The organism is Wenyingzhuangia heitensis (genome assembly GCF_011762155.1).
Classification (GTDB): Bacteria; Bacteroidota; Bacteroidia; order Flavobacteriales; family Flavobacteriaceae; genus Wenyingzhuangia; species Wenyingzhuangia heitensis.
This window is the reverse complement of sequence record NZ_JAASQL010000002.1, coordinates 392,121-410,491: the sequence shown is the minus strand read 5'-3', so window position 1 is coordinate 410,491 and position 18,371 is coordinate 392,121. Positions and strand designations below refer to the sequence as shown.

General features: G+C 29.4%; 16 protein-coding genes. 8 read left to right on the top strand and 8 right to left on the bottom strand.

Annotation, left to right across the window (positions count from 1 at the left end; translation table 11 throughout):
- Window positions 1-41 precede the first annotated feature (41 nt).
- Window positions 42-860, bottom strand: coding sequence for an AraC family transcriptional regulator (locus FHR24_RS10375; protein ID WP_167188033.1), 819 nt, complete (start codon window positions 858-860; stop codon window positions 42-44).
- Between the two features lie 275 nt (window positions 861-1,135).
- Here FHR24_RS10375 and FHR24_RS10370 point away from each other — a divergent pair, with 275 nt between their 5' ends.
- The 5 genes from FHR24_RS10370 (at window position 1,136) to FHR24_RS10350 (ending at window position 6,496) form a co-directional block, all read left to right on the top strand.
- Window positions 1,136-3,478 carry a TonB-dependent receptor gene (locus FHR24_RS10370; protein ID WP_167188030.1) on the top strand — a complete coding sequence of 781 codons (2,343 nt, stop codon included), beginning with the start codon at window positions 1,136-1,138 and terminating at the stop codon, window positions 3,476-3,478.
- 41 nt (window positions 3,479-3,519) lie between these two features.
- Window positions 3,520-4,236, top strand: a complete 717-nt coding sequence (locus tag FHR24_RS10365; protein ID WP_167188026.1) for a DUF4198 domain-containing protein — start codon at window positions 3,520-3,522, stop codon at window positions 4,234-4,236.
- Between the two features lie 70 nt (window positions 4,237-4,306).
- Complete coding sequence (locus FHR24_RS10360) at window positions 4,307-4,651, top strand: hypothetical protein (protein WP_167188023.1); 345 nt, start codon at window positions 4,307-4,309, stop codon at window positions 4,649-4,651.
- Between the two features lies 1 nt (window position 4,652).
- The gene (locus FHR24_RS10355; protein WP_167187988.1) at window positions 4,653-4,949 is read left to right on the top strand and encodes a hypothetical protein; all 297 of its coding nucleotides are present in this window, start codon (window positions 4,653-4,655) and stop codon (window positions 4,947-4,949) included.
- Window positions 4,950-4,957: 8 nt separating this feature from the next.
- Window positions 4,958-6,496 (top strand): PepSY-associated TM helix domain-containing protein, encoded by a 1,539-nt coding sequence (locus FHR24_RS10350; RefSeq protein ID WP_167187985.1) that lies wholly within the window; start codon window positions 4,958-4,960, stop codon window positions 6,494-6,496.
- A gap of 72 nt (window positions 6,497-6,568) precedes the next feature.
- On the opposite strand, the gene lon is transcribed toward FHR24_RS10350, so the two are convergent.
- A complete protein-coding gene (lon, locus tag FHR24_RS10345; protein WP_167187982.1) occupies window positions 6,569-9,028 on the bottom strand; it encodes an endopeptidase La in 2,460 nt (819 codons plus the stop codon).
- A gap of 188 nt (window positions 9,029-9,216) precedes the next feature.
- Between lon and FHR24_RS10340 the strand changes: the two genes are divergently transcribed.
- Window positions 9,217-10,350 carry a cysteine desulfurase family protein gene (locus FHR24_RS10340; protein WP_167187979.1) on the top strand — a complete coding sequence of 378 codons (1,134 nt, stop codon included), beginning with the start codon at window positions 9,217-9,219 and terminating at the stop codon, window positions 10,348-10,350.
- A 4-nt stretch (window positions 10,351-10,354) separates the two neighbouring features.
- On the opposite strand, the gene FHR24_RS10335 is transcribed toward FHR24_RS10340, so the two are convergent.
- The 6 genes from FHR24_RS10335 to FHR24_RS10310 form a co-directional block, all read right to left on the bottom strand.
- Window positions 10,355-11,020, bottom strand: a complete 666-nt coding sequence (locus FHR24_RS10335; RefSeq protein WP_167187977.1) for a hypothetical protein — start codon at window positions 11,018-11,020, stop codon at window positions 10,355-10,357.
- On the bottom strand, window positions 11,013-11,723 hold the full coding sequence (locus tag FHR24_RS10330; RefSeq protein WP_167187974.1) for a hypothetical protein: 711 nt from the start codon (window positions 11,721-11,723) through the stop codon (window positions 11,013-11,015). Before FHR24_RS10330 ends, FHR24_RS10335 begins: the two co-directional genes overlap by 8 nt.
- On the bottom strand, window positions 11,723-14,281 hold the full coding sequence (locus FHR24_RS10325) for an ATP-binding protein (RefSeq protein ID WP_167187971.1): 2,559 nt from the start codon (window positions 14,279-14,281) through the stop codon (window positions 11,723-11,725). The genes FHR24_RS10330 and FHR24_RS10325 overlap by 1 nt, the downstream gene beginning before the upstream one ends.
- Complete coding sequence (locus FHR24_RS10320) at window positions 14,274-15,485, bottom strand: DNA cytosine methyltransferase (protein WP_167187968.1); 1,212 nt, start codon at window positions 15,483-15,485, stop codon at window positions 14,274-14,276. Before FHR24_RS10320 ends, FHR24_RS10325 begins: the two co-directional genes overlap by 8 nt.
- 156 nt (window positions 15,486-15,641) lie before the next feature.
- A complete protein-coding gene (locus FHR24_RS10315) occupies window positions 15,642-15,866 on the bottom strand; it encodes a hypothetical protein (RefSeq protein ID WP_167187965.1) in 225 nt (74 codons plus the stop codon).
- 50 nt (window positions 15,867-15,916) lie between these two features.
- Window positions 15,917-16,573, bottom strand: a complete 657-nt coding sequence (locus FHR24_RS10310) for an HAD family hydrolase (RefSeq protein WP_167187963.1) — start codon at window positions 16,571-16,573, stop codon at window positions 15,917-15,919.
- Between the two features lie 339 nt (window positions 16,574-16,912).
- Here FHR24_RS10310 and FHR24_RS10305 point away from each other — a divergent pair, with 339 nt between their 5' ends.
- Complete coding sequence (locus tag FHR24_RS10305) at window positions 16,913-17,260, top strand: hypothetical protein (protein ID WP_167187960.1); 348 nt, start codon at window positions 16,913-16,915, stop codon at window positions 17,258-17,260.
- Window positions 17,260-18,348 carry an ATP-binding protein gene (locus FHR24_RS10300; protein ID WP_167187958.1) on the top strand — a complete coding sequence of 363 codons (1,089 nt, stop codon included), beginning with the start codon at window positions 17,260-17,262 and terminating at the stop codon, window positions 18,346-18,348. The genes FHR24_RS10305 and FHR24_RS10300 overlap by 1 nt, the downstream gene beginning before the upstream one ends.
- Window positions 18,349-18,371: the final 23 nt, after the last annotated feature.

The following is an 18,371-nucleotide window of genomic DNA, read 5'->3' as shown; positions in this document are numbered from 1 at the left end:
CCCTAAAGTATGGTGTATTTGAAAAAGCTAAGGTATAATTATTATATCGAAGTATTTTTAAATTGCAATGGAGTCATACCTGTGTGTCTTTTAAAATATTTCACAAAATGAGACACATCTTTAAAGTGTAAATCATAGGCAATTTCTCCTACAGATTTATCGGTATAAATAAGCAATCTTTTAATTTCTTGTACCATGTAAAAAGCAATGATTTGAGAGGCTGTTTTTCCTTGCTTTTTTTTACACAACTGATTTAAGTTTTGAGAAGAAACGTTTAACTGATCTGCATAATAAGAAACATTATTCATTAACGTTTCTCCCAACATACTTACAAACAGAGTTACTTTATCTTCTGTAATTAACTCTTTATTTTTAGGAGCCTGTGAATAGGTAAGAATTTTAGCAAATAAAGATTTTAACATTCCTTCTATTACTTCTATAGGAGTTGTATTTTCTTTAACCTCTTTAGTCAACAACTTAAAAAGAGCCGCAATTGTTTTGTCTTTTTTAAGCAAATCTATTTTTTGATTTTCGCCTAATTTTAACAATTGCGTATTGATATGCTTGTCTAATGTTTTTTGTAAAAAACCTTCTTTTATAATAATTACATATCCTTTAGGTTCTGTAGTTATTTCCCAATGATGCACCTCTTCTTTACGAACCAAAAACACCACTGGCGGCTTTATTTCATAACTATTTAAATCCATATGATGATATCCTGTTCCTTTGGTAAAATAAACTAACTCTAAATATTTGTTATGCCTGTGGGGTTTGGTGTATCGTTTATTTACATCAAAAGGTTCTATTTTAATATCTTCTAGGGCTGCAATCTTATTGTAAGTAGTAATGGAGGGATTCAATATAATTCTTTTTTAGGCTTTCTGTTTGCAAAAATAAACAGTGTTTTGTTTAATATCTTAAATAATTAAAAATATAGGACTTTATAAATCTCTAAGGGTTTAATGTAATTATTGAATTAACTGTTGAATTACCATTACAACACTATAGATATTTTTAAATATTATTCATTTTATTACAAAATACCTATTATCAATAATAAGTCTAAATAAGTTTTGTAAAACAAAAAACAGTAAATACATTTGCTTTGTTTTTAACTAATCTAAATAACTATAAAATGAAAAAACTATTACTGTTGTCAATAATACTACTGACATCTTTAAATAATTACGCACAAAAAGGAAATTTAAAAGGGAAAATAAGCTCTAAAAATGGAATTATTTTAGCGTATGCAAACATCAGTATTGATGATAGCAACTACAAAACCTTAAGCAATCAATCTGGAGAATATGTAATAAACAACTTAGAAACAGGTGAATACAATGTTACTGTAAAATTTATAGGGTACAAACCTAGTACTAAAAAAGTTAGTGTAAAGCCTAACCAAACAACAGTCTTAAATATTTTATTAACTGAGAATCAAGAAAACTTAAAAGAGGTTGTTTTAGAAGGACATAAAAAAAACACTTATGTAGCAAAAGCACCTTCAGAAAGTTTACGATTTAAAACTCCATTAATCAAAATACCACAAAACATTCAAGTTGTAAATAAAGAATTGATTAGCGATCAGGCATCATTTACAATGATGGACGGAATTACACGTAACGTTAGTGGTGCTCAAATGATAGAACATTGGGGAAGTTTTTCGCGTATAAACATGCGTGGTTTTAGAATTGCTCCTATGAGAAACGGAATGAACCTAACCACTTCTTGGGGACCGTTAGCAGAAGACATGAGTATAGTAGAGCGTGTTGAGTTTGTTAAAGGGCCTGCTGCTTATATGCTTGCTTCTGGTGAGCCAGGTGGTTTTTATAATGTAGTAACTAAAAAACCTAGCAGCAATAGAATTGCAGAAGTTAATTTTTCTGTGGGAAGTTATAACACGTATAGAGGAGCTGTAGATTATGGAAATACGCTTGTAGATGGTAAACTACAGTACCGAGTTAATTTTATGAAAAGTACACAAGGTTCTCATCGTGATTTTGAAAAAACAGACAGAACTTCTTTTGCACCAAGCTTAAAATATTTATTTACAGATAAAACATCTTTATCTGCAGAATATATTTATCAAAAAGTAAAAATGCCTTACGGAGGTGCTTATGTCTTTGGTCCTGCATCTGCTGGCTTTGCTAGTTTAGATAGAGATTTTTCAGCTATTGAAGAAGATTTTCAAGAAACTGATATGAAAGAAAATCAATTTTACACAAACTTTACGCATAAATTTAATGACAATTGGGAGCTTCAAGCACAATATTCAAATTTAAACTATAAACAAGAAGGAATGTCTCCTTGGGCTGTATGGGGTAGTGTAAAAGAAAATGGTGATATCACAAGATATGTGAGTAGTTCTGATGCTTTAATTGTAATTAATGCCACTCAATTATTTGTAAACGGAAGTTTTGATACAGGTAACATCAGCCATAAAATATTAGCAGGTGTTGATTATAATAATAAAATTTCTTGGCACGATTGGAGTCAATCAGCCGTTATTGATGAAACTCCTTTTAACATTTACAATCCCGTATATGGAAATGCTGTTTTTCCAGATTTTGACAGAAGCAAAAGCATAAAAGAGAGAGATGGTTTGGTAAAATATACAGCACTTACAAAAGGGTATTATTTACAAGATGAAATTGGTTTCTTTAAAGATAGGTTAAGACTTTCTTTAGCAGGTAGGTATACAGATGCAGACATATCTCAAGGTGCTACAGAAGACAAAGGTTCTTTATTTACGCCTAGAGTTGGACTTAGTTTTGATATTTTATCTGACTTTACTGTTTATGGATTGTATGACCAAGCTTTTAAACCACAAACAGGTGCTAGCAAAACCAATGAAACATTTGATGCAGAAATAGCAACAGATATTGAAGGAGGTCTTAAAAAAACTTGGTTTGATGGGAAATTGAATACCTCTCTAACTGTATTTCAAATTACAAAAGACAACATTTTAGTGACCGATCCTACAGATGCTAATTTCTCTGTTCAACTAGGGCAAGTACAATCTAAAGGATTAGAATTTGATTTACAAGGACAAATTACTCCAGAATTAAATGTTGTGTTAAATTACTCTAACACCAATGTAGAAATTACCAAAGATACTGACCCTTTACTTGTAGGAACTAAAGTTGCTGGTCATTCTAAACATATTACAAACGGTTGGTTTAACTATAATTTTAATGCAGCAACAAAATTAAAAGGCTTTGGACTGTCTTTAGGGTATCAATACTTAGTAGACCGTTCTTCTTGGGCATGGGCAACAGATGGACAAGGCCCAATATTACCAGATTACTTTAGATTAGATGGTGGAATTTCTTGGAGAAATGATAAAGTTAACGTGAGGCTAAACGTAAATAACATTTTAGATGAATACTTATATTCTGGAGCTGGATATGGAGATTATTTATACTGGCAAACAGAACCTGGTACCAATGCAAAATTATCTATTGCCTATAAATTTTAACAAAACTAGTTAAACAACTAGTCCTTAAAAATAAAAACATCATGAAAAAACAATTATTAATATTTAGCATTTTTCTACTTGCAAGCTTTAACAGTTTTGCGCATTATATGTGGATAGAAACCAATTCCATAGGAAAAGTTGGGCAATCTCAAGAAGTAAAAGTTTACTTTGGAGAATACACTTACGGAGTCACAGAAAAAGTAAAGGGTGATGCTTTTCATAAAGTACAAAATTTTACACTTTGGGTGATAGATGCTCAAGGAAATAAATCAGCCTTAAAAACAAGCCCTAAAGAAAACTTTTATGTTGCTAAATTTTCTCCAAAAAACAAAGGAACTTATACCGTTGTTTTAGACAACAATAAAATTGACGTGATTGATTATACCAAATACGATTTTGGAATTTTTAAAACACACTATCATTCTGTAGCCAAAGTGCAAGTAGGTAAAAAAAGTAATGCTACAGCTACCGTAAATGCAAACGGAATTACAGTTAAAGATGTGTCTGAAACCAAAAAAACGATCAAATTACAAGTACTATTTAAAAACAAAGCCTTGGCTAAAAATGAGGTAAAAGTATTTGTAGCAGATTTGTGGACCAAAACCTTAAAAACTGATGAAAACGGTTATGTTTCTTTTGATATGCCTTGGGATACAAAATACATTGTAGAAATTACAAACAAAGAAGAAGTGCCTGGGACATACAACCAAAAAGATTATGAATTTATTTGGCATTGTGTAACCTACACCATTTTATAAGTTTATAAACCCAATCTAATATCCCTAAGCAATATTTGTTGTTTAGGGATATTTCTAATTTTAAAACAGAATGATTTCTATACTACTTATTATTTTATTTTTTGGTTTTTATCTACTCTACACAATTACAAATAGAATAAAGGTTCATACTACTTTAGGTTTTGAAACCAAGCTTCAAAAAAACATAAAACTAACTAAATACATAGCAATGCTACTCTTAGTAGTTAGTACAGTACTGGCCATTTACTTATTTGGTTTGGGTGTAGGTGTTTTATTTATCTGTTTAGGACTTATGACTCTTGGCGGCTTTATAATTATGCTCGCACCTTTACAACTTATTACTTATAAAAACCTTGTTATCGTCTGTGTTTTATTATTCATAGCTGAATGGTTTCATCATTTAAACCCTATTTAAAATGCCTGCAAATCCAAAACATTTAACCACGTCTAACTGGCAACGTTTTGCTAAAATATCTGCCGGAATTTTAGGAGGTTATTTAGTCTCCGTTACCTTTCATCTGGCTCTCTCCTACTGGTTCTATCATGTAAACGTAATTATTACCTCTGCTTTTACAGGTTTTATTCTTTGGGCAACTTTACTAGTCTTGGCTTTTTTAGCCAAAAACGGATGGAAAATATGGGGCTTATACCTTTTTATTACGCTATTATTTTCAGCAATAATTTACATCAGTAAAATTTACTTTCCTATTTAACAATACTTATGGATCAAAGAAAACATAACATTTTATTTCACACACATACCGTTAGTGGTATTATTATTAGTGTGGTATTGTACATTATCTTTTTTGCAGGATCTTTTTCCTTTTTTAGAGATGATATCATCAATTGGGAAAGAAATCAAAGTCCTAGTACTTCAGAAAACATTACCATAAACCTAAACAAAGCTATAGATTCTATTCAAGCAAATAAAAACCTGTATGGGAGTGATTTAACCTTAGTAAAAAGTAGTTCGCAAAGAAGAATAAATGTATCCATATCCGCAAGTAAAGATACTTTAGTCTCTAAAAAAGAAAATACCAGAGCTTTTTATTATTTAGATACCAAAGATTTTAGCAAACATCAATATATTGAATCTTATTCTTTAGGAGAATTTTTATACAGACTGCATTTTTTAGCGCAAATTAAATATCCTATTGGTTATTATTTAGCAGGATTTACTGCTTTCTTTTTCTTGTTTGCTATTATTACAGGAGTCTTAGTTCATTGGAAAAAGATAGTTTCTAACTTTTATGTGTTTAGACCTATGGCCAAACTTAAAGCATTGTGGACAGATGCGCATACAGCTCTAGGAATGATTGGTTTGCCTTTTCAGTTTGTATATGCCGTTACTGGTGCTTTTTTTATGATAAAAGCCGTACTTATTGCTCCAAACATTATGGTTCTTTATAATGGTGACAAACAACAGCTGTTTAAAGATTTAGGTTATACTCCAACTGATTACCAACTAGATCAACAGAAATTGAATAAAACAATTAATTACAATGCTTATCTAAAAGAAGTTACTGCTAATTGGCCCAATTTTAAAGTAACTAAAGTACTCATACAAAACTATGGAGACACCAATGAACATCTAACTTTTGAAGGGCATGACAATTTAAAACTAAAATTTAATGGTTTTGGAAAAAGAACCTACAAGGTAGACACTCATAAAATAATTGCTCAGAAACAACCTACACAAACAACATCGTATGTAGAAAGTGTTAAAAATATTTTATTCCGAATCCACTATGGAGATTACGGAGGTTATTTGTTAAAAATAATAAGTTTTTTACTTGGCTTAACTTCTTGCTTTGTTATTATTTCTGGAGTTATGATTTGGTTGGTTGCTAGAGACAAAAAAAATGTTCCTGAAAAAAGAAAACGTTTTAACCATAGAGTGGTTGTTATTTATTTGGCAATTTGTTTAAGTATGTATCCTATAACAGCTTTATCTTTTATAGCGGTTAAAGTATTTGCTATACAAGTAAGTCAAACCTTTATTTATAGTTTTTACTTTATAGGATGGTTGCTTTTTTCTATCTTTTTTATACTAAAAAAGGACATTTATTTTATCAATAACTGGACTTTAAAATTAGGGAGCTATTTAGGTTTGTGTATTCCTATTGCAAACGGAATAGTTACAGGAAATTGGCTTTGGATCACCTTACTAAACCAACAATACCATCTCTTTTTTGTAGATGCATTCTGGATTACTTTATCTAGTTTAACCTTATGGATTTCTTATAAAATAAAGAAATAATAACCCTAAAATTCAGCACAAAAAAACCCGATACTTAATAAGTATCGGGTTTAAACTTTATAACAAAAGACTTTAAGCTTCTGCTTTTACTACTGTTTTCTTAACTTTTTGTTTGGTTAAAGCTATTTCTATAACTTCTTTCATTTCTGTAACGTAATGAAATTTTAAACCTTTTAAGTAAGATTCTTTTATTTCTTCAATATCTTTTCTGTTCGCTTCGCACAAAATAAGTTCTTTAATATTAGCCCTTTTGGCAGCCAATATTTTTTCTTTAATTCCTCCAACCGGCAACACTTTACCACGTAAGGTAATTTCCCCTGTCATGGCAAGTTTAGATTTTACTTTGCGCTGTGTAAACGTAGACACTAAAGAAGTTAACATGGTAATACCAGCACTTGGTCCATCTTTAGGAGTAGCCCCTTCTGGTACGTGAATATGAACTTTATTTTCGTCTAACGTTTTTTGTTTAATTCCAAACTCCTCTGCATTTGCTTTAATGTATTCTAAAGCAATAGTTGCAGATTCTTTCATTACATTTCCTAAATTTCCTGTAATAGACAATCCTTTTCCTTTGGACAAAATAGATTCTATAAACAATATATCTCCTCCAACACTTGTCCAAGCCAAACCGGTTACTACCCCCGCAACATCGTTGTTTTCGTATTTGTTACGTTCCATTCGAGCAGACCCTAAAATATCTTTAATTTTATCATCTGTTAACGTAACTTCATACTCCTCTTCCATGGCGATAGACTTGGCTGCAAAACGCACTAACTTTGCTATCACTTTTTCTAAATTACGAACTCCAGATTCTCTAGTATATCCTGTAACAATTAATTCTAATTGTTGTTTTCCTATTTTTAAATGACTCGTTTTTAATCCGTGTTCTTTTAATTGTTTAGGCAACAAATGTCTTTTGGCAATTTCCATTTTTTCTTCAATGGTATAACCAGAAACGTTAATCATTTCCATACGGTCTCTTAAAGCCCAAGGAATATCTCCTATGTTATTGGCTGTTGCAATAAACATCACTTTAGACAAGTCGTATCCTATTTCTAAAAAGTTGTCGTAAAAAGCTGAGTTTTGCTCAGGATCTAATACTTCTAACATAGCAGATGCAGGATCTCCTTGCATTCCCGATGCCATTTTATCAATCTCATCCAACACAAAAACAGGATTGCTAGTTCCTACTTTTTTAAGATTCTGAATCAATCTACCTGGCATGGCACCAATATACGTTTTACGGTGTCCTCTAATTTCAGACTCATCACGCAAACCACCTAAGGCCATACGTACATATTTTCTACCTAAAGCTTCTGCCACAGATTTACCCAAAGAGGTTTTTCCAACTCCGGGAGGTCCGTACAAACAAATGATAGGTGATTTCATATCTCCTTTTAGCTTTAAAACCGCTAAATGTTCTATGATTCTATCTTTTACCTTTTCCAATCCAAAATGATCACGCTCTAATACTTCTTGGGCTTCTTTTAAGTTGAACTTGTCTTTTGTATAGATATTCCATGGCAATTCCAACATCAACTCTAAATAGTTACGCTGTATAGAATATTCAGGCATTTGAGGACTCAATCGCTTCATTCTAGCTATTTCTTTCTCAAAAGTTTCCTTAACCTCTTTAGACCATTTTTTCTTTTTGGCCTTTACAATCAATTCCTGAACTTCTGCTTCGTGAGAGTTTCCTCCCAATTCTTCTTGAATGGTTTTTAATTGCTGATGTAAATAGTATTCTTTTTGTTGTTGATCTAAATCTACTCTAGTTTTGTTCTGAATATCGTTACGCAACTCTAAACGTTGTAACTCTATATTTAGTTTTTTTAACGTAGCTATAGCTCGGTCTTTTAAACTATTTATTTCTAACAATTCTTGCTTTTCTTCTACCGACAAATCGATGTTTGAAGATATAAAGTTGATTAAAAATGAATTGCTCTGAATGTTTTTAATTGCAAATGTTCCTTCTGATGGAATGTTTGGATTTTCTTCTATTACATTTAAAGCTGTGTCTTTTACCGTCTGAATAATCTCGTTAAATTCCTCTGTATTTTCTACAAACAAATCATCAATTACCTCTATTGCTTTAGCTCTAATAAAAGGTTCTTCTTCTACAAGACCTTCTAGTTTCATGCGTTTTTTACCTTGAATAATTACCGTAGTATTTCCGTCGGGCATAGTTAATACTCTTAAAATTTGAGCAACAACTCCTGTGTGGTAAATTTCATCAAAGGAAGGATTTTTATTAGCAGGATCTTTTTGTGCTACAATTCCCAAAGTTTTATCTCCTTTGTTTACTTCTTTTATCAACGCAATCGCTTTATCTCTAGTTGCTGTAATAGGAATTACAACTCCTGGAAATAAAACTGTGTTTCTTAATGGTAAAATTGGCAACACATCAGGCACCAATTCCTTATTCATTTCCTCTTCATCTTCTGGACTTAATAAAGGAATTAAATCAGAATCTTCATCTATCATACTGTGCATAGACATTGTGTCTATTTTTATATTTTTATATCTGCTCATAAGTTCAATTGTTGTCAATATGACACTGTGTAAGTATTCTTTAACTGCAAAGGACTGCAAATGTAAAGAAAAACAGGTGTTTATAAATCACTATTAATAAATATGTCAAGTATAATGCCATAGCCATAAAACTGACAAATTGTAAAATGTTGGGAATTAATTGCATTTAGAACCTTATTTTTGTGCTTATGAAACGAGTTTATTTAGACAATGCTGCCACTACACCTCTATTACCAGAGGTTATTGATACCATGGTACAAACCATGAACACTACTTTTGGAAATCCATCATCAACCCATGCATTTGGTCGTAGTGCCAAAGCTGTTGTAGAAAATGCTCGTAAACAAATTGCCAAACATTTACAATGCACTACTTCAGAAATTGTTTTTACTTCTGGCGGTACAGAAGCAGACAACTTAATTCTAAAAAATGCAGTACATCATTTAGGAGTTACACATATTATTACGTCTGCCATAGAACACCATGCTGTTTTACATACCGTTGAATTTTTAGCTAAAAAAAGAATTACCATTTCTTATGTAAATACTTTAGCTAATGGAACTTTAGATTACCAACATTTAGAAACACTTTTGGCTGGTAGTAACCAAAAAACATTGATTTCTTTGTTACATGTAAACAATGAAATTGGAACTATTTTAGATCTAGAAAAAGTAATTGCATTAAAAAACCAATACAAGGCCTTGTTCCATAGCGATACCGTACAATCTGTAGGTCATTTTAATATTGATTTATCTATTTTAGACATTGATTTTATTGCAGCTTCTGCTCATAAATTTCATGGCCCTAAAGGGATTGGTTTTGCTTTTTTTAGAAAAGGAACTGCCATACAGCCCGAAATTTTAGGAGGAGAACAAGAACGAGGAACCCGTGCCGGAACCGAAAACACAGCCGCTATTGTAGGAATGCAAACTGCTTTAACTTTGTGTTTACGTAATTTAAATGATGATATTGCTTATCTAAAAACACTAAAACAGTATTTTATTACAGAAATTACTACCAAAATACCAAACGTAAAATTTAATGGAGTTTCTGCTCATTTAAATCAAAGTACACATACGGTTGTAAACGTTCAGTTTGATAAAGATTTACCTATGTTGCTATTTCAACTAGATTTAAAAGGAATTGCTGTATCTGGAGGCTCTGCTTGCCAAAGTGGTGCTCACAAAGGTTCTCACGTACTACAAAGTTTTTTAAACGATGCTGAACAGCAAAACACCTCTGTTCGTTTTTCTTTTTCTAAGTTAACTACTAAAGAAGAAGTGGATTATGTTGTTGGAGAGTTGGTAGGGATGGTTTATTGATTATTTAATATTTGGGGTTGAATTTAAAACCTATTTGATTTCTAAATTCAAACAACAACCTTGCTAATTCAACTCTATTATTATTAGCTTTATTTAACAGTATTTTGTTAATTTCTTTATTAATATAGTATCTAAAACATTTGGGTATATCTTGAAATATTATTTTTTCCTTAACCAGTTTTTTAATAATTTTTATAGAACAATTTACATAAATTTGATTGAATTGGCTTATTTCCTCCTCTGTTAATACTTTTTTAATATCATTGTATCTATTCTCATGATCTAGTTCTTCTTTAGAACTTATAATATTTCCAAATCCAATTGAATAATTCGAATTATAAATCTTTTTTATAAAATCATTTGATCTACAACTTAATAAAAAAATATCATGATCTTCAAATAAAAAATTTGCCTTAGTAGCATCAAGAAAATTTTTCTTATACTCACCTCTTTCATCCGGCTCATATAACTTTGAAGAATTACCATGTCCTAAGTAAATTATTAGAGATTTTGGTTCTAAATCAGCTATTAATTCTTTCGCTTTATGAATTGAATCATTCTCGGAATTAAATGAATGATAATAACCTCTAAATTCTTCCTCGAATTTACTTAAGAAAACTGTTGATTTATCAACTGCATGAAGAAGTATTATTTTATTATAGTTATTCATTAATTTCAGAATAATGAGCTATTGATAATTCTATAATTTCTCTAACAAATTTTAATCCTAAATCATTATTCACTGAAATTAGATCTAGTAGATTACCAATTTCTTTACCATCAAAATCTTTATTTCCTGTATTACTTATAACACTTCTATTAAACTGACCTAAAGAATTCAATACTATTAAAGATATTGTTTTACTACTATTTATTAAAGTATTAATCTCATCAAATCTTTGATTTCTAGAGCAAAATTTAATTTTCATTTCAAGTAATTTACTTAATAACTCTTTTGAATAAATAGGTTCTTCTGTAGATTTCAATTCACTCTTTATTTCAGTAATAATTACTTCACTCACCTCTTTGGGTTTACCAGAATATATTAAATATTGAATTTTTTTAAATTTCTCATGTTTACTAACTAATATTTTTATAATCTCAAGAGCATTGATAGCTCCGTGATTTACAGTCTTAGGAACCATATTCCAGTCCGAAGCAATTAAATTAATTGGCTTTCCTTTTAACTCTTCATCAAGGAAGCTGACAAACTCTTCAATTTTAAATTCATTTGTATCTAAGTCCAAAAAATTTACTGGATTAATAAATATTAAATTTAAATCAACTCCGTTTACTTTTACTTTGGCTTTATTTTGATTTAACTCTTCATTTTCGTCATCAAACACTAGATAATTCAAAGGTATTTTATTCATTATAAAACTATTTTAAATGAAGCTCCACTTAATTTGATATTATTACCAATAAAATTAATCGAACCTTTTAAGTTTGTTATTCTTTTTTTAGCATCATACATACCTATACCTGAACCTTTTTCTTTTGAATCTCTAACTCCTAACTCGAAAATAGAATCAGGGTTTTTTAAAAGAATTTCGGAAACACCAATACCATCGTCATAATAGTAAATTTCTAATTTAGTTTTTGATTTAATAAACTCTACTATAATATTTTCTGCTTTTGCCTTAATAGAATTTGAAACTAAATTATCAAATACAATATCAATCTCTATTGGATTTATTAGAGCAAACTTTTCAAATACATTCTTAGTCTCAATCCTCACATTACCTCTAGACAAATCAATCCCCTCAAGATATTCTTTAATATATCCAGGCAAATTAATTCTTTGACTTGTATATTTATAATCAAAATTTGATTTAATAATTATTTGAGAAACTTTAATTGCTTTATCAATATTATTCTTAATTGAATATATTTTAGACTTAGTTTGCTCATCGATATTTGAGATAAGTAAATCATTAACATATGTTGATGCATTCCCAACATATAAATCTATTGAATGCACAAGTTGCTCAGCATCATCACTAAGTGTTTTACGAGTTGCGGTTAAGTACTGAGTTTTTTTAGTTTCAATTATTAGTTTATCAGATAAATCCTTGTTCTTTTCTTTTTCTTCTCTTGCTTTTTGTTCTGCTTTTAATTTAGCTAAGTCAGCTAATGCTCTTTCTTTTTCTTTTTTTAAAGTATCTAATTCCGCTTTTATTCTTTTTTCTTCTTCTTTTTTAGCTTTGTTTTCTGCTTCTTTACGTGCTTTTTCTTCTTTTATTACTTTCGCTTCAGCTTCTTTTCTTTTTCGTTCTTCTTCTATCGCCTTTTTTTGAGCATTTTCTTTTTCTTTTTTTAATCTTTCAAAAGAATTCTCTATATCATTTACTTTATTTAGAAGCTTGTAATCATCCGTTTTATCAGCGATGTCTTTTAAATCGGAAATAAATTTTAATTGAGTATCATCAATTTTTTCATTTACCAAATCAATAAAATCTTTATTAAAATCAATTATTTTAATATCCTTGTTGGAAGATAAACTTTTAATAATTTGAATAAAATCGAGTTTGCTTCCTAAATTTGATTTAACAATTTCAAGGTTGTCAGAATCTTTATCTGTTGATAATTCAAGCCTATATTGAGCTGCTTTATCGCTGTCATCACCAAAATATTTTTGCTTTCTAAATCCTTCTCCCCAAAGAACTCCAACCACATACCTTTCTAATCTTCTGTGAGCTAAATCAAAAGCATTAATTAACTCATGATAACCAGGTGTTTCTATTAAACCTCCTTCTCTGTTTGAAACCTCTTTAAATTGTTCTAAATTGTCAGTAGAAATTGAGACTCTTCCGAATAAATTTCGAGTTCCTAAAAACCGATTATAACCTTGTTGAGCTCTAAAATCAATACCCCAACTATCATCTCCTTTTTCTCCAAAAGGTTGTATTCTAAAGCCGTTCTTAAATAAAAATATAGAACCAAAGTGAATTGGTTGAATTCCCATTTTAAGAGAAAAATTGTGTTTAGCAGAACGATTTAAAAAGTATAAATCAATTTGCAAATTTTCTATAATTTGAAAATCTTTAGCTGGCTCTTTTATATGATAGATTAATTCTCCTCTATCAATTATTTTAGTTTCAATTTCTCCTTTTGAAATTTTAAAAGTAATCTGTGAAGTCTTTAGTTCTAATATATCAAGGATAGCGTTTTTGATAAGTCCATTAACTTTATCTCTGTCAAAATACTTTTTTCCTTTTTTATCTCTTCCAGATTTATAAAAACCATTCTTATCGTTATCTAGTTCTCTATTACAAATAATTTCTATATTAAAATCATTATTATCAGAAAAAGGGTTTATAAGTTTTTCTAAAGAATGTTTTAATGCTAATATCCTTGTTCTATCCCAAACATTATATAGATTGGAGATTTCTAATATAGTTCCTGAATTAGAGTTTTCAGGAAATTTCACACCGTTATTAGTAATCGTGCTGTGATTAACTTTTACTGTTTCAAATGTGTTTTTTTGATTTTTCTCAAACCTTGACCAATCAATTTTTAATTCTTCTAGATTTGTAGAATAATTATTTTTTGTCTTTATGGTAAGTAATTTCCCTAATCTATCACTAGAAAATCTACCAATTCCTTTTGCACCTGCATAGTGCTTTCTTTCTTGAATTATATCTCTATAAGATTCATTCTTATCTAAACTATTAATGTCTTCTGAGTTATCTTTTTTTGCTGAATACGCAACAAACAACCATTTATTTTTTAAATCATCAAGCGACATTCCTTTACCATCGTCTGAAATAATTAATTTATCATCTTCAATGATAATTATCACATTTTTAGCAAAAGCATCATAAGAGTTTTTTACTAATTCAAACACAGCTATAAATTCATCAGTAATTAAATCTTTACCAATAATATCTTTTAAACCTGTACTGATTTTAAACTCTAATTCATCACCCATTATTAATCAATTGTTTTAAAACTAGACCTGCTTGTTCTCCAAATAATGGTGGAATGGCATTCCCTATTTGTGAATACCTTGGAACCTCTTGTGTTCTTCTTTTCCCACCCGTAGTATATTTACCTTTAAACTGATAGTTATCTGGAAAAGACTGTATACGAGCATACTCACGAACGGTCATAATCCTAGGTTCGCAATAATGAATATAATCGTCAGGCAAAGTGGTTATAGTTGGTGTTGGCTTGTTAGCTTCTAATATTTTTGTACTACTTTTTTTTAATTGAAAACGCTCTCTATAAGTAGCACTTGTCAATTTTTCATCTAAAGCTATTTGAAATCTATTCTTTACAATATCTGTGTGTTTTGCAAATCTATGACTATCAACTTTACTATTTTGAATTTTATGCTTTCTAGCATATTTTTGATATTCAGACTTTATCTCTCCATAAACTCCGGCTTTAAAATTTGGAGATTCAGATTCAACTTGTCCATTTGCTTGTAATAAATCTGAAATGGCATGTTCTAATGTTGGATTGACTATTAAATTTTTATTAATTAAAAACTGCTCTCTATTCTTTAAAATTTCTTTAAAAAAAGTTTCTTTATCTATATCAGTGTTCCCGTTTAAAAATTCATTTTTAATTCCTACTAAAATAAATCTTGTTCTCTTTTGAGGAATTCCAAAATCTGCAAAATTTATAAGATGTCCCTGAACTAAATATCCTTTACTCGTAAGTTCTTCTTTTACATAATTAGAATATACTTTACCTTTTGTATTGTTATGCTTAAAACCTTGAGTAAATCCTTTTACATTCTCAAAGAAAATTAATTTTGGTTGGACTAAATCTATAAATTCAATATAAGAATTTATCAAATCATTCCTAGAATCATTTTCTATTCTTCTACCAGCCATTGAAAACCCCTGACAAGGTGGTCCTCCAGCAACTAGATCAATACTCCCTCTTAATGATTTTAGATTCTCAGAATGACTTTCTATAACATTATTAATATCATGATGTTTTTGTGCTAACCAGTTTGGCCATTCAAAGTGTTTTTTACCTTTTATTAAATTATGTTCTAGCGTCTTAAACGCATCTTCACTTTTTTCAATAGCAAATACACCTTTCCAACCTGCATTGTGTAATCCCAAAGAAAGGCCTCCACAACCAGAGAATAAATCTATGTATGTATTAGAGTTGTTCATAATAAAATATAGTAAATTTCTAAATCTTTTAAAAAAAGCTACAATAGTTTATACAAACTATATGGAGCAAAACATCAATATGTTTATTTATTAGTAACAAACTAAAAATGAGTTTTTATTTGATTTTACAAAGATATTAACTAGTACACTAAAAAGTTAACGATCTCCTATAAATTTATCCATTAGTTTTCTTAATTCTATCGCTTTTTCTTTTGTTAGCTGAATATTTTGTTTTGAACCATTTTTTCTATCATAATCACCCATAGCATAAGTTCTTATTTGAAAATATTCATTATTAAAAATTACATCCGAAATTACCTCACCACCCCTTGTATTGATGTTACTATGAGATTCTTTTATAATTTCTCCTACTATAGCCATACTTTTTATTGCAATATAAACATTTATCATTATAATTACTAAAACAAAAACTACCCTTCTACAATTTTCATCAACTCCATAGGTTCTTTTATAATATACTTAGCTCCACTATTCAACAATTGTGCTTTAGTTCTAAATCCCCACAATACACCTACAGGTTGCATTTTTGCACGGTTAGCTGTTTGCATATCAGCTTCAGAATCTCCTATAAAAAGAATTTCATCACTAGCAACTCCTAATTTTTGAGCTATTTGTAAAGCTTTGTCTGGGTTTGGTTTTTTTAGTGCTTCAGTAGTTAAACCTATGGTTTTATAAAATGTCCAATCGGACAATACTTCTGATACTACTTTTTTTGTCAATACTTCTACTTTGTTAGAAAACACAACCATTGGTATTTCTTTGGCAGTTAGTGAATCTAACAAATCCGAAATCCCCGCGTACATTTTAGTGTTTTTTGTACATTGCATACTGTACACCTCCATCATTTCTTTTAAAAAACTCGAGATAAAATTATCATTTTTGTGAGAATCTGGAATTGCCTTGCTCACCAAATCTCTAATTCCGTGACCTATAAATTGCTGATAAGCAACGAAACTATGTGTGGGAAAATGATGTCTTTCTAACACCATATTCATAGAATTGGCAATATCCTCTAAAGAATTTACTAAGGTACCATCTAAATCAAAAACTACAGCTTTAACTAACATTCTACTTTTTTTTAAAATTACAAAACCACGTTTATTTTTTAAAACAAATATTCTAAAATATCAAGAAAAATTAATCACTAAAATAGTAGTATTTAGAATAAAAACTACCATATCACAACAAATACAAACTCTTATTACTTTAGTTTGTGGCAAATATTCTTTATGCACACATTGTATGTTAATATTTTAGATTTAGAAAATATATTTACTTAATTTTAACTTATTATAAATAATTATGCTATTTGTGATACCCTATATCAAATACGTCATAAAAATACAAACACAATAAAACCAAAAATAAAGTTTAAAAATCGCTGAACCTTATTTTATTAAAAATTTATGAAAAATAATGCCTCCCAAAAGTATTCCGTCCAATTGAGTTTTAAAGAAATTAGACTCCCTCCATTTGAAGATATTTTGATTCTAGGAAAAAAATGTCCTCAAGGAATTATTGGAGTTTCAAAATCTTTCGAATTATTAATACCCAATGAATTTGATGTTTTTGAAATAGACACCACTAATATAGAGTCTGTTTTTATTAATAAAAGAGTCTTAAAAAAAATGGACTCTGAAAAAATCATTAATATTCTTGCTGAAAAAGTGTTTCCTTATGTTTCCGAATGTGAAATTATAAAAGTTGATTTTAAGTTAAAAATATTCTATGATTCAATTGAAGGGACATTTTAATGGAAATTTCAAAACACATTTTAAATTCGTACACTAAAGTTAATCCTTATAGTGCTACAAGTATTGCTGAAGAAAAAATTCTTGAAAAAGGATATTTAGCAGTAATTGACGACCAAAATAATTTTCACGGAATTTTAACTACTTGTGACTTAGTTAAAAAACGATACAAATTAGTTATTGATTGTTTAACCAGCAAAGAACAATTAAATACAAATGATACTCTACTTTCTAGTTTAAATAAATTTAATAGCAGTCAATGTTCTGCATTGCCTGTGTTTAAAGATGATACGTTTATTGGTATTGTAGAGAAGCATACCGTATTAAACAACTTAAATAATACGATAGAAGAGCTGTACAACAAAAGTATTATATCGGAAAACTTAAAAGAATCCTTCTTACATAATCTTTCTCATGAAGTAAGAACTCCTTTAAATGGTTTATTAGGTTTTTTAGACCTAATAACAGACTTAAATATTAACAATAAAGAATCAGCAAATAGTGAATACTCTTCAATAATTAGAAAAAGTGCAGACAGGTTGTTACTTGTTTTAAATGATCTTGTGGATTTGTCTTTGCTAAACTCTGGTGAACAAATAACAATAGAAACAAATAATTTTAAAATTGAAGATGTCTTATCTAGTTTAAAAAGTTATTTTGAAATATCGATAGAAGAATCTAACAAAGAACTAGAAATAAGTTATAAAAATCCAAGCCCCTCTTTGGTAATTTCTGCCGATATAAAAATAATAAAACATATATTATATCACCTAATAGACAATGCTATTAAGTTTTCTTTTGAGAAAAGAACAGTCTTATATGGCTATGAAGTTAGTGGTAATGATCTTATATTTTTTGTAAAAAACTATGGCCCTAAAATTTCTGATGATAGGAAAAATAAGATTTTTGAAGTTTTTGAAAAACAAGACTATAAAAATAATGAATTAGTTGATGGTCTTGGTATTGGACTTCCTTTAACAAAAAGGTTTTCAGAATTATTAAATGGTAAAATAAACTTGGTTTCTAAAGAAACAGAAACTACATTTTTCTTTACAATGCCATTAAAACAAACAGCCACAATAACTATATAGTTTTTTTACATTTCAGATATCTA